The sequence below is a fragment of the Streptomyces sp. DSM 106670 genome (assembly GCF_055792845.1).
On record NZ_CM147704.1, the window covers coordinates 5,831,011 to 5,843,165 of the forward strand.

The 12,155-nt window shown below is 73.0% G+C and carries 9 protein-coding genes and 1 pseudogene; 2 read left to right on the top strand and 8 right to left on the bottom strand.

The window, feature by feature from the left end; genetic code table 11:
• Positions 1 to 22: 22 nt before the first annotated feature.
• The 8 genes and pseudogenes from ACSMXR_RS26000 to ligD form a co-directional block, all read right to left on the bottom strand.
• Positions 23 to 1,480 carry a peptidoglycan D,D-transpeptidase FtsI family protein gene (locus tag ACSMXR_RS26000; protein ID WP_381789593.1) on the bottom strand — a complete coding sequence of 486 codons (1,458 nt, stop codon included), beginning with the start codon at positions 1,478 to 1,480 and terminating at the stop codon, positions 23 to 25.
• The gene (locus tag ACSMXR_RS26005) at positions 1,477 to 2,865 is read right to left on the bottom strand and encodes an FtsW/RodA/SpoVE family cell cycle protein (RefSeq protein WP_137233483.1); all 1,389 of its coding nucleotides are present in this window, start codon (positions 2,863 to 2,865) and stop codon (positions 1,477 to 1,479) included. The genes ACSMXR_RS26000 and ACSMXR_RS26005 overlap by 4 nt, the downstream gene beginning before the upstream one ends.
• Before the next feature lie 169 nt (positions 2,866 to 3,034).
• On the bottom strand, positions 3,035 to 3,535 hold the full coding sequence (locus tag ACSMXR_RS26010; RefSeq protein ID WP_137233484.1) for an SH3 domain-containing protein: 501 nt from the start codon (positions 3,533 to 3,535) through the stop codon (positions 3,035 to 3,037).
• Between the two features lie 92 nt (positions 3,536 to 3,627).
• Complete coding sequence (locus ACSMXR_RS26015) at positions 3,628 to 5,010, bottom strand: sensor histidine kinase (RefSeq protein WP_137233485.1); 1,383 nt, start codon at positions 5,008 to 5,010, stop codon at positions 3,628 to 3,630.
• Positions 5,007 to 5,777 carry a hypothetical protein gene (locus tag ACSMXR_RS26020; RefSeq protein ID WP_473170034.1) on the bottom strand — a complete coding sequence of 257 codons (771 nt, stop codon included), beginning with the start codon at positions 5,775 to 5,777 and terminating at the stop codon, positions 5,007 to 5,009. The genes ACSMXR_RS26015 and ACSMXR_RS26020 overlap by 4 nt, the downstream gene beginning before the upstream one ends.
• 143 nt (positions 5,778 to 5,920) lie before the next feature.
• Positions 5,921 to 6,238, bottom strand: coding sequence for a zinc ribbon domain-containing protein (locus ACSMXR_RS26025; RefSeq protein ID WP_098026030.1), 318 nt, complete (start codon positions 6,236 to 6,238; stop codon positions 5,921 to 5,923).
• Positions 6,235 to 8,457, bottom strand: coding sequence for a HEAT repeat domain-containing protein (locus tag ACSMXR_RS26030; protein WP_473170035.1), 2,223 nt, complete (start codon positions 8,455 to 8,457; stop codon positions 6,235 to 6,237). Before ACSMXR_RS26030 ends, ACSMXR_RS26025 begins: the two co-directional genes overlap by 4 nt.
• A 181-nt stretch (positions 8,458 to 8,638) precedes the next feature.
• A pseudogene (ligD, locus tag ACSMXR_RS26035) lies at positions 8,639 to 9,546 on the bottom strand (non-homologous end-joining DNA ligase).
• A gap of 78 nt (positions 9,547 to 9,624) precedes the next feature.
• On the opposite strand from ligD, the gene ku reads away from it, so the two are divergent.
• Entirely contained in the window at positions 9,625 to 10,836 is a 1,212-nt protein-coding gene (gene ku / locus ACSMXR_RS26040; protein ID WP_473170036.1) for a non-homologous end joining protein Ku, read from the top strand.
• A 165-nt stretch (positions 10,837 to 11,001) separates the two neighbouring features.
• Positions 11,002 to 12,036: a beta family protein gene (locus ACSMXR_RS26045; RefSeq protein WP_473170037.1), complete on the top strand. Its 1,035-nt coding sequence runs from the start codon at positions 11,002 to 11,004 to the stop codon at positions 12,034 to 12,036.
• The last annotated feature ends 119 nt before the right edge of the window (positions 12,037 to 12,155 follow it).

Here is a 12,155-nt window from a genome sequence, read left to right on the forward strand (position 1 = left end):
TGTCCCGACGCACCGGCGGCGCTCACTCCTCCAGCGCCGCCTCCATCACCGCCCGGGCGATCGGGGCCGCGCTGCCGCCGCCGCTGATGTCGGCCCGGTCGGCGGAGGCGTCCTCCACGACCACCGCCACCGCGACCGCCGGGCGGCCGGAGTCGGGGGCCTGGGCCCAGGAGATGAACCAGGCGTACGGCAGCCCGGAGTTGTCGACGCCGTGCTGGGCGGTGCCGGTCTTGCCGCCGACCTTCACCCCGTCGATCGCCGCGTTCGCCCCGGTGCCGCTCTCCACCACGTCGACCATCATCCGCTGGAGCTGTACGGCCGTCGACGGGTTCATCGCCCGCTCGTACGGGCGCGAGCCCTCCTGCCGGACCGTGTCCCCGTCGTTCGTCGTCACCCGGTCCACCAGATGCGGGCGGCGCAGATCCCCGCCGTTGGCGACCGCCGATGCGACCATCGCCATCTGGAGCGGGGTCGCCGTCGTGTTGAACTGGCCGATCGAGGACAGGGCCAGCTGGTCCTCGCTCATGTCCGTGTCGAAGTTGCTCCGCGCCACCCCGGACGGGATCCGCAGCCCGGCGTCGTTGAAGCCGAACCGCTCCGCCGCGTCCACCATCCCGTCCAGCCCGACCTCCACGCCCAGATGGGCCATCACGGTGTTGCAGGAGACCCGGATCGCATCCGCCAGGGAGGCGTTCTCGCAGCCGCTCGACTCGTTCGGCAGGGTCGTCCTCGTACCGGGCAGGACATACGGCGACGGGGTGTCGGTGGCCGCGTCGGCGTCCGTCACCGTCCGGGAGTCCAGCGCGGCCGCCGCCGTCACGATCTTGAAGGTGGAGCCCGGCGGATAGGTCTGCCGGATGGCCCGGTTGAGCATCGGCAGGCTCTTGGCCGCGTTGAGCCGGGTCCATGCCTCGGTCACCGCCGCACCGGTCCCGGACAGCCGCTCGGGGTCGTACGACGGGGTCGAGACCAGCGCCAGGATCGCGCCCGTCGACGGATCCAGGGCCGCCACCGCGCCCCGCCGCCCGCGCAGTCCCTCGTACGCGGCCTGCTGCATCGACGCCTTGATGGTCGTGACGACATCGCCGCCCGGCTGCCGGCCCCGGGTGAACTCGTTCCAGAAGGGCAGCGGCGCCAGCAGCGAGTCCGTACCGGACAGGACGGCGTCCTCGGCGTTCTCGATGAGCGTGGTGCCGTACGTCTGCGAGGCGTAACCGGTCACCGGGGCGTACAGCGGGCCGTGCAGATAGGTGCGCTCGAAGCTGAGCTGCTCGCGGGTCTCCTTGTTGCCGGTCACGGGCCGGTCGCCGACCAGGATGTTGCCGCGCGGCTGGTCGTAACGGGCGATGGAGTTCCGGCGGTTCGCCGGGTTGGCGTCCAGCTCGTCGGCCTCGAAGAGCTGGACGCGGGCCGCGTTGACGAGCAGCGCCACGAGCAGCAGCAGACAGAAGGCGGCGGCCCGCCGGATGTAGCGGATCACCGGTCGTCCTCCCCGGATTCCACGGCCGCCGCGATGACCCCGGTCTCCACCTGCTCCGGCTGCGGTCTGCGGGAGACGTCGCTGACCCGGATCAGCAGCGCCACGATGATCCAGTTGGTGACGACGGACGAGCCGCCCTGCGCGAGGAACGGCATCGCCATCCCGGTCAGCGGGATCAGCCCCATCACCCCGCCCGCGATGACGAACACCTGGAGCGCCAGGATCGACGCCAGACCGATGGCGAGCAGCCGCCCGAACGGGTCGCGCAGGGCGAGCCCGGCCCGGTAGCCGCGCGCCACGAGCAGTGCGTAGAGCAGGAAGATCGCGGTGAGCCCGCTCAGCCCCAGCTCCTCGCCGGCCGTCGCCAGGATGAAGTCGGACTTGGCGGCGAAGCCGATCAGGATGGAGTGGCCGGAGCCGAGCCCGGTCCCGAGCATTCCGCCCGCCGCGAAGGCGAACAGCGACTGGGCGAGCTGGCCGGGCCCCCGGCCCGCGTCGATCGAGGCGAACGGGTCCAGCCAGTCCTCCACCCGGCCGTGGACATGCGGTTCGAAGGAGCCCACGGCGAACGCCCCGACGGCGGCCAGCAGCAGACCGACCGCGATCCAGCCGGTCCGGCCCGTCGCCACGTACAGCATGATGACGAAGAGTCCGAAGAACAGCAGCGAGGTGCCGAGATCGCGCTCCAGCACCAGCACACCGACGCTCAGCAGCCAGATCGCCACGATCGGCCCGAGCACCCGCCCGGCGGGCAGTTGCAGCTTCCACACCCTGCGGCCGGTGTGGGCCAGCGCGTTGTGGTTGGCCGCCAGATAGGCGGCGAAGAACACCGCGAGCAGGATCTTGGCGAACTCGCCCGGCTGGAAGGAGAGTCCGCCGATCCGGATCCAGATCTTCGCCCCGTTCACGGCCGGGAAGAAGATCGGCACGATCAGCAGCGCGAGCGCGGAGGCCACCGAGAGATACGCGTACCGCTGGAGCACCCGGTAGTCGCGCAGCAGCACCACCACGACGGTGAACAGCGCGACGCCGAGCGTGGACCAGACGAGCTGGGTGGGCGCGGCCTGGTCCCTCGGGGTCTCCAGATCGAGCCGGTAGATCAGCACCAGGCCGAGACCGTTGAGCAGGACCGCGATCGGCAGCAGCAGCGGATCGGCGTACGGGGCCCGGAAACGGACCGCGACATGGGCGAGCAGCGCGAGCGCGCCGAGCCCGGCGCCGTACCCGGCGACATCGGGGGGCACGGCGCCGTCGTGGGCGAGGCCGACCACCGCATAGCCGAGGACGGAGATCAGGACGCCCCCGACGAGGAGGGTGAGCTCCACCCCGCGCCGCTTGGGCAGGCGTAGCTCGGGCGGGGGAGCGTCCGCCGTCGTTGCGGTCATGCTCCGCAACGTAGCAAGAGGTGCGAGGTATTTCCCTTATGTCACACCTTTGCTCATGTCAGCCCCGCCCGGGCCGGCGCCCCCTGAGCGCGGGTCCGCCCGTGGAGCGCGCGGCGAGGGGCCGGACTCCACGGGCGGACGGACACGCGGGTGTGCGGGTGACGAGAGGTCAGCACCACTTCGGCGCGGAGCCGATGTTCTCGATGTAGCGCGCCGAACCCCAGGCCCAGGTGCCGTCGGTCAGCAGGTACCAGCGGTTGTTGCCGTCGACGTTGTCGCCCTGCGTCTTGCAGAAGATGTTGACGACCGAGCCGTACTTCACCGAGCCGACGATGCGGCTGCTGCGGGTCGGCTTGTCACGGAGCAGCAGGTACGGCTTGGCGATGACCCGTCCCTTGTAGGTCCGCTTGGGCGCCTGGGGCTTGGCCTGGCCCTGCTGCTGCGCCTCCTGGCGGGCCTCCTTCTGCTGCGCCTCGTGCTCGCGCTGGAGGGCCGAGGCGGAGAGCTCGTCGGACGTCGGGTCCGGCGCGGTGGCCTCCGCGCGCTGTCCGACCGGCTGGGGGTCGGCCGCCATGGCGGCGGGAGCGGCGGCGGTGAGCGCCGCGAGCGTGCCGGTGGCGACGCAGAGACCGAGCCGGCGGAGCCGCGAGGGGCGGGACAGGGGGGACATGCTGCCTCCATACGATGAGGAAGGGACCGTGGGGGACACGAGCTGGGCTCGTGCTCGTCACGCTAAGTTCGCCACTTACGGTCCGCAACGCGTCACGATGCGTGAGGGCGGTCCTCCGTTGAGCCGTCCGGGGTGTCGGTGCCCTCCGGGCCCCCGTCCTGGCCCGGATTTCCGCCGGAATCCCCGTCGTCGAGCCGCACGTACTCCGGCAGGGTCAACCGGGCGAGCGCCCCGCCGTCCGGCGGATCGGCGAAGTCCAGCCGGGCGCCGATGACCTGGGCCTGGCCGAGGGCGATGGTCAGCCCGAGACCGTGGCCCTTGCCCGCGCCGTCCGTGCGGAACCGCTGCGGCCCGCCGTCCAGCAGATACGCCGGGAACCCCGGGCCGTGATCGCGTACGGAGACCACCGCGCCGTCCACGCTCACCACCACCGGAGGGCCTCCGTGCCGGTGGGCGTTGGCGACCAGGTTGCCGATCACCCGCTCCAGGCGCCGCCGGTCGGTCTCCACCCGGGCCGCGCCGCTCACCCGTACCTCGGTGTCGGTGCCCGAGGCCCGGACGACCCGCTCCACCACCGGCGCGAGATCGTGCACGGCCAGGTCGACCTGCTCGGTACGGGCGTCCAGCCGGGAGATCTCCAGCAGGTCCTCCGTCAGCGCCCGCATGGCCTTCACCCGGTCGCGCACCAGCTCGGCCGGGCGGCCCGGCGGCAGCAGTTCGGCGGCTGCCGACAGACCGGTCAGCGGGGTGCGCAGCTCGTGCGCCACGTCGGCGGTGAACCGCTGCTCGGTCTGGAGCTTGCGCTGGAGGGTCGAGGCCATCGTGTCGAGCGCGCCCGCCACGATCGCCACCTCGTCCTGGGCGCGGACCGGACGCGCGGTGCGCGGGTCGTTCACCCGGGCGTCGAGGTCGCCCGCGCTGATCCGGCGGGCCACCCGGGCGCTCTGGTGGAGCCTGCGGGTCACCCGGCCGACGGCGAACAGCCCGACGAGCAGGGTGGCGGCGATGGCCAGCAGCGAGGAGCCGATGATCGCCCGGTCGAGGCCGCCGATGGTGCGGGCGCTGTGGCTGTAGTCCGTCCAGGTGGCCAGCGCCCGCCCGTCCGCCGGGCCCGCCGCCCACATGGCGGGGCCGCCCTGCCCGTCCGGGTCGCCCGGCCGGTGCGGTCCGTCCGCGACCACGGTGCCGCGCTCGCCGCCCGCCGCCAGGGCCCGCAGCGACGCGGGCAGGCCCGGCGGGTCGATGCCGGACCCCCGGGGCAGCGGCTCCCCGGCCTCGTACGCGTCGGTGACCACCTCCAGCCGGGCCAGCGCCTTCTCGCGGGCGTGGTCGACGGTCTGCCGGGTGACCGCGGTGTGCACCAGGACGCCGAGGAGGGCAGCCAGGGTGCAGCACATGGCGGTCAGGAAGACCGCGGACTTCCAGGTGAGGCTCGCGGTCCAGGAGGGCGAGCGGAACCGGCGCCGACGCCTCATGACGTCTCCGCAGGCGTACGGGTGGCGGAGCCGGGGGACGGCGTCGGTGTCGGTGTCGGAGTGCCCGACGGTGTCTGCTTCCGCTTCGGGGCCTTCCGGTGCTCGGGCGTCCGGAGGATCTCGTCCCGGGTGGGCAGCATCGCGCGCTGCCGGTCGTCCCAGGACCACGCGGTGCGGTACTCGTACCCCGGGATCACCGACGGAGCCCGCATGATCACGTCCCGGCCCGCCAGCTCGACGCTGATGACGGCGTCGTAGGTGGACATGATCCGGGTCAGCCCGCCCTTGTCCGGCATGTACACGCGCACGGCGAGCTGTCGATCGGGCATACGGATGCCGAGCACCAGTTCGTCCCTGCCGTCGCCGGTCAGGTCGCGGTAGTACGGCGCGAGCACCGGGCAGTCGTCCGGGGCGGTCCGGCACGCCTTGATCTGCCGGACGGTCGCGTCCGGCAGCTCGTCCAGCCCGCTGTCCCGGTTCGTTTTGGCCTTCAGGCCCGCCTGCGCCACGGTCACCGGGTCCAGCCGGCGCACATCGCCGTCGGTCACCCGGATGCCCGGGATGCGCGCGGTCTCGCCCTCGCCGTAGTCGTACGGGGCGGAGGAGGCGGGCGGCAGATCCGGCCAGAGGTGCTTGGGCTCGACGGCCGACGGCGCGTCCCCGGCGCTCTTCAGCCCGCCCGCCCCGCCGCAGCCGGACAGCAGGGCGAGCGCGGCGACGGCGAACACGGCGGTACGGGTCGCCGCCGGGACGCGGTGCGGGCGCACGGCTCGCCTCCTCCTCGACGACAGAGGCTTCACACCCTAATCGGACGGCCGTGTGCAATGCCCGGTTCGCACCGTTGCGTGACGGTGCGTGGCCCTACGGTCGCCGCAGGGTCAGCGCTGGGAAGGGCGGGCTCAGGTCCGGGTCAGCGCTGGTACGGGTTCTGTCCGGGCGGTGTGACGCCGGGCTGCTGCGGGGCCTGGCCGTAGGCGTTGCCGTCCTGCCCGGCCGCGGCCTGGGCGAGCAGCCGGTCCGCCTCCTCCTTGGGTATCTGCCGCTCCCCGCCGCAGAACGTGCACTGCGTGGCGTACTTCGTCGAGAACGGGAACAGCGGCACGAAGAACAGCGTGAACTTCGTGACCCGCTTGCGCAGGGTGTGCGCCGCCGGATTGCCGCACCAGCCGCAGACCATCGTCAGGACGGCCAGCTGGTAGAGATAGCCCTTGGTACCGAAAATGATCATGTCGTGGTCCCTTTCCCCGTCCCCCGGAGCGCCCGTCGGCACAGCTCCAGGAGCTTCTCGTCCTCGTGGATGTCATGACTGCCGTACCCGCCGTCCATCGCGTTGTGACGGCGTACGGAGGCGAGTTCGCTCCGCAGGACGTGTGCCGCTGCCGACCCTTCCGGGACCGGCCCCATCCGTGCCACGCATTCTGCCACCCGGACCCGGACATGACGGCTCCGCTCCCAGCCGGCGAGCAGCGCCTCGGTGGTCTCCTGCGGCCGGCCGGTCACCTCCCACAGCGCGACCGCCGCGTCCACCCGCAGCCACAGCTCCTCGTGCGCCAGCAGCCCGCGCAGCCGGGGCGCGACCACCGCGGCGCGCGGCCCGAGCGCCCCCAGCGCCGTCGCCGCCGCCCGCCGGTCGTGCACCTGGTCTGACTGGAGGCCCTCGACCAGCACCGGCAGCACCGCATCGGCGTCCCCGGAGATCGCGAACAGCGCCTCGGCCGCCTCCGTCGCGGAGGCCGTCCCCGGGCGGCGGATCAGCGCCCGCAGCTCCGGCACCGCCTCGTGCGCCGCGGGCCCGAACGAACCCAGCGCCCGCAGCGCCGCCGTACGCAGCCACTCGCCCCGGTACTCCGGCGCCCCGCGCAGCACCCGCAGCACCTCGGGGGCCGCCTCGCCCGCCCGCAGCCCGGTCAGCCCGGCCAGCAGCGGGCTCGCCCGGTCGTAGGCGCCCTCGTCCAGCTCGACCTCCGCGAGCCTGCGCCGCAGCGTCCCGGCGAGCGGCCGGGCCGCCGCGCCCAGATGGCCCACCGCGAACCCCACGTCGTGCGCCACCTGCTCCAGCTCCAGCGCCGCCGCGAGCGCGGGCACCGCGCGGGCGTCGCCGAGGCGGGCCAGGGCCTTGACGGTGGAGCCGAGCCCGGGCGGACCGCTGGCCCAGGTCTTCACCCAGCTCCCGGGGTCGGCGGCCAGCCGGGCGGCCAGGGCGTCGGCGGCGGGCGCGGCGAGGCCGAACAGCTCCTCCAGGACATGGGACGCGGCCTCGGACAGGCGGGGATCGGGATCGGCGAGCTGATCGCCCACCAGCGCCACCAGCTCCTCGTACGGGCCGCGCCAGGCCCGTATGAGCCCGCCGCTCATCCGTACGGCGTCGATCCGCTGGCGGCGGTCGGGGCTGCGCAACTGGTCGGCGAGCAGCGCGGTGCGGTCGCCCACCCGGTCGTCGAGGCCGACGTGCAGGGTGCGCAGCAGATCGGCGGCCCAGGGGGTGCCGTGTCCGGCGTTCTCCTGGGCGGAGAGCGACCGCAGCTGCCCCACGAGCGTCGGCGTCACGACGTGCTCGCCCCGCCCGGTCTCCGCCGGGGCCACCGGCTCGGGGTCCGCGGGCTCCGCGTCCGGTTGCGGGTCCGGCGTCGGGTCCGGGCCGGCGTCCGGCTCGTCCCCCGCCTGCGCGGCGTCCTTTTCGGGCGCGGCGGGCCCTCCCGGGGCGGTGGGCTCCTCCGGCGCCGAACGCATCTCGCGCAGCAGCCCCGAGACCACCGGCACCACATCGCCGGGCAGCCCGTCGGGCGAACACCGTGCCAACTGCGCCAGGGCCGCGAGCCGCAGCCCCGGCGAGTGCGCCCGGGACGCCAGCCGGCCCAGCCACTCCGCGGCCCGCCCCGCCAGCGGCCGGTGCCGCAGCGCGACCCGGCCGGCCGCCTCCACCAGGGCGAGCCGCACCTCCTCGTCGGGCTCCACCGGCAGCCGCTCCCGCAGCAGCGCGAGCACCCGCACGGGGTGCCGGTGCAGCGTGGCGAGCGCCAGCGGGGCCGCGAGCCGTACGCCGCGGTCCTCGTCGGCGATCAGCTCGAAGAACACCCCCGCGCCCGCGGTGACCGCCGCGGCCGCCATCGCGTAGTTCGCGGCGCCCTCGATCTCGTCCTCGTCGATCTCCGCCTCGTCGTCCTCGTCGAGGTCGAAGCCGCCGATGCTGGTGAGCAGTTCGACCACACTGCCCCGGTCCTGCACGCCCGGATCCACGACCAGCTCGAACAGGAACGGGATGCACGCGAGCGTGCACGCGTACACATCGCCCTGGTGGTGCACCGCCCCGTACATGCCGTCGAGCGCCGCCTCCCGCTCCGCCGGATCGTCGGAGGCGAGCCCCCGCAGCAGCTCCGGCACATCGTCGGCAGGCCCGTAGGCATGCTCCATCGAAGCCCAGTCGACCTCATCGATCCCCGAGAACACGCCATCCCCTCCCCACGACCACGACAGCGCCCGGACCGGCGCGCACGGTGGCGCGCCCTGTCCGTCACACCCCTCCCGGCGCGCCCCGTAGAAAGCGCCTGCGCAGAGTGTGCACCACGGCTCCGACAATCCACCCGCCACTTGTGGCCTTTCCTCGGGCCGTAACGAGGTCATGACCCGGTCAAGATGATTCGGTGGTGCGGGGGAGCGGACGCGCCTGCTCCGGATCGTTCAGCGGGGCGAGCGGATCGCCGTGCCGGTCCAGCCGCGCGGCCATGTCCCCGGCGCGGAACACCAGAGCCCCGGCCTCCCGGCACCCCGCGATCTCGTCCCAGGTGACCGGGGCCGAGACGGTGGGCTCGGGCCGGGCCCGGAGAGTGTAGGGCGTGGCAGTCGTCTTCGAGGCGGCGTTCTGGCTGAAGTCGACGAAGACCTTGCCCGGCCGCAGGGCGCGCTTCATCCGGTGCAGCGCCAGCCCCGGCAGGGCCGCCTCCGCCTCCACCGCGAGCCGCCTCGCGTACGCGGACACCTCGCCGGAGGGGGTGGGCTCCAGCGGGACCAGCAGATGCAGCCCCTTGGACCCGGACGTCTTCCCGTACGCCGCCAGCCCGTCGGCCGCGAGAGCCGCTCCCGCAGCCAGAGCGCCACCGTGCAGCACTCCACGACGGTCGCGGGGGAGCCGGGGTCCAGGTCGAAGACCATCCGATCGGCGATCTCCGGCGCGTCGGTGCGCCACTGCGGGGTGTGGAACTCCACCACCAGATTGGCCGCCCACATCAGCGAGGCCAGATCCCGCACGACCACCTGCCGGGCGCTTTGGTCCTCGCTCCGGGGAACGGCGGCGGTGGCCACCCAGGCGGGCGTACCGGGCGGCGGATTCTTGGTGAAGAAGAGCTGGCCGCCCGGCCCGTCCGGATACCGCAGGAAGGACACCGGACGGTCGCGCAGATGGGGCAGGATCACGCCGCTCACCGTGGCCGCGTAGTAGTGCAGCACCTCGCCCTTGGTCGTCCCGGTGGCCGGATACAGAACCTTGTCGAGATTACTGAGCGAGACCCGTCGCCCCTCCACCTCGGTGATCGGCGTCATACGATAAGAGTCACACGAAATCGGTCTAAAACCTCTCTGTCTGTCAGAGAGTCCTTGACGGTCGACAAGGGGTGAACGGTGAGGTCCATATGGAACGGCGCGATCTCCTTCGGGCTGGTCAGCATCCCGATCAAGCTGGTCAACGCCACCGAGAACCACTCGATCCACTTCCGGCAGATCCACCTCGCCGACGGTGGCCGGATCCGGTACCGCAAGGTCTGTGAACTGGACGAGAAAGAGGTCGGGACCGGCGACATCGGCAAGGCCTACGAGGACGCCGACGGCACGATGATCCCGATCACCGACGAGGACCTCGCCCAGCTCCCGCTGCCCACGGCGAAGACCATCGAGATCGTCGCCTTCGTACCCGCCGACCAGATCGACCCGCTCCAGATGGACGCGGCGTACTACCTCTCCGCCAACGGCGTCCCGGCCGCCAAGCCGTACACCCTGCTCCGCGAGGCACTCAAGCGCAGCAACAAGGTCGCCGTCGCCAAGTACGCGCTGCGCGGCCGCGAACGGCTCGGCATGCTCCGCGTCGTCGACGACGTGATCGCCATGCACGGCCTCCTGTGGCCGGACGAGATCCGCGCCCCCGAGGGCGTCGCCCCGGACGGCGACGTCACGGTCCGCGACGCCGAACTCGACCTGGCGGACGCCCTGATGGACACGCTCGGCGAGGTCGACATGGACAGCCTCCACGACGACTACCGGGAGGCGGTGGAGGAACTCATCGCCGCGAAGGCCTCCGGCGAGAACGTACGCCCGGCCGAGACCGAGGACGCCGGCGGCGGCAAGGTCATCGACCTGATCGCGGCCCTGGAGAACAGCGTGCAGGCGGCCAGGAAGTCCCGGGGCGAGCAGGGCGCCGATGAGCAGGACGCGGACGAGGGCGACGGCGAGATGGCCGACGTCCACCCCATCAAGAAGTCCGCCGGGAAGTCCGCCGGAAAGTCCACGGGAAAGACCTCCGGAGGGTCCGCCGGGAAGACAACGGCGAGGTCGTCCGGGGGCACCACGAAGAAGACCACGCACCGCACCCCGACCGGCAAGACGGTCACCCGCTCCGGAAGCTCCACGACGAAGAAGTCCGCCCCCAAGTCCACCGGCGCGAAGAAGTCCACGTCGACGGCGAAGAAGTCGTCGGGAAGCGGTGCGAGTTCCGGGAGCAGCGGCAGCGGCGGAAGCCGGGCGACCGGAAAGAAGACCGCGGCGAAGAAGCAGACGTCGTCGAGCGGCGGCACCACGGCCAAGAAGACGGCCGCCACTCGCAAACGCGCCTCGGCCTGACGGCAGTCGCCGACTCTCTCTGCGCTGCTCGTCTCAGAGGGCAGCGCAGACCCCGCCCGGGCTCATTTCGCGCCGATTGGCCGAGAACGCCCCCTTTCCCGCCCCTGCCGGGCCGCCGCACGCTGGATGCGGACGACGGGCGCGTGAAGCATCGAGGGGGCCGCCATGTCCGCACCGCTGCCGTTGTACGTGCCGAGGCTTCCGACCCGTTCGTCCGCGACGCGCGCGTACGGCGATCTCACGCCGGACGTCCGGCGCAAGGTGGCCCCCTTGTGGACGTTGCCGCCGTGCACGACCGGCGACACCGCGCAGCTGCGCAAAGCAGCTCACCGGGCCGCCCATGCACAGCGCCACAGTCCGGCCTGGCTGGACGCCCCCTACGCCGACCGGACGGCGGGGTTTCCGGCCACTCTGCTTCCCGAAGTGTGGGCCGAGTCGTCGCTGCGGCCGGTGACCGGGCCGGAACGTCCCCCGGGACAGCAACGGTCGGCCATCCGGTCGGCGGTGGCCGGTTTCGGTGAGATCGGCATACGCGTCGCGCTCCCGGGCGGCTGGAACGAAGGGTGCACCGACGACACCCGACGCCTGCTCGACTCCCTCGACCACGGGGTCCGCCGAGACCTTCTCCTCGACCTGGACGCGGTGCCGGAAACCCGGCCGGACGCGGGGAAGGAAGCCTTACGGGCCCTGGACGCCCTGCTCCCGCTGACGGCCTGGAACCGCGTCGCGGTGATCGCGGGTGGATTCCCCGAGGACGTCAGCGGGATCGAGGTGGCGGGAACCGATGAGCTGCCGCGTCACGAACTCGCCCTGTGGCACGAGATCCTGGAGAACAGGCCCGGCTACCGGGAGCTGCTTCGCTACGGGGACTACGGCCCGCTCGCCGCCCGCTCCGTGGGGCAGGAGCACCGGGGCGGGGGAGGCCCGCCGTGGGGGCTGCTCCGCTACACGACCGGGCGCGCGTATCTGCTCGCCAAGGTTCCCACCCGTGGGGACGCTCGTGCGGAGACGATCCGTGCGGCGGCCCGGTGGATCACGGATCAGGAGGACTACCGGGGGCCGTCCGCAGGCGCGGGTGAGCGTTGGCTGTGGAACTGCGCCCGGGGCGAGGGACGCGAGGGCACCGGCGGAGCGGCCGACTGGGGACGAACAGCGATCAGCCAACACCTGGCCCACGTCGTACGGCAGTCGGCCGGCTGAGCCCGTACCGCGCCGTACCGACATACCCGCCTGCCGCACCGCTTCCGTCCACTGCCGTACGGCCGCCGACCCGGCCCGCTCCCGACCCCCCGCCCCCGCAACCCGCTGTCGTACGCCCC

Coding starts and splice junctions, on each gene's coding strand:
- ACSMXR_RS26005 (WP_137233483.1), bottom strand. CDS start 2,865: ATGACCGCAACGACGGCGGACGCTCCCCCGCCCGAGCTACGCCTGCCC.
- ACSMXR_RS26010 (WP_137233484.1), bottom strand. CDS start 3,535: ATGTCCCCCCTGTCCCGCCCCTCGCGGCTCCGCCGGCTCGGTCTCTGC.
- ACSMXR_RS26015 (WP_137233485.1), bottom strand. CDS start 5,010: ATGAGGCGTCGGCGCCGGTTCCGCTCGCCCTCCTGGACCGCGAGCCTC.
- ACSMXR_RS26025 (WP_098026030.1), bottom strand. CDS start 6,238: ATGATCATTTTCGGTACCAAGGGCTATCTCTACCAGCTGGCCGTCCTG.
- ACSMXR_RS26045 (WP_473170037.1), top strand. CDS start 11,002: ATGTCCGCACCGCTGCCGTTGTACGTGCCGAGGCTTCCGACCCGTTCG.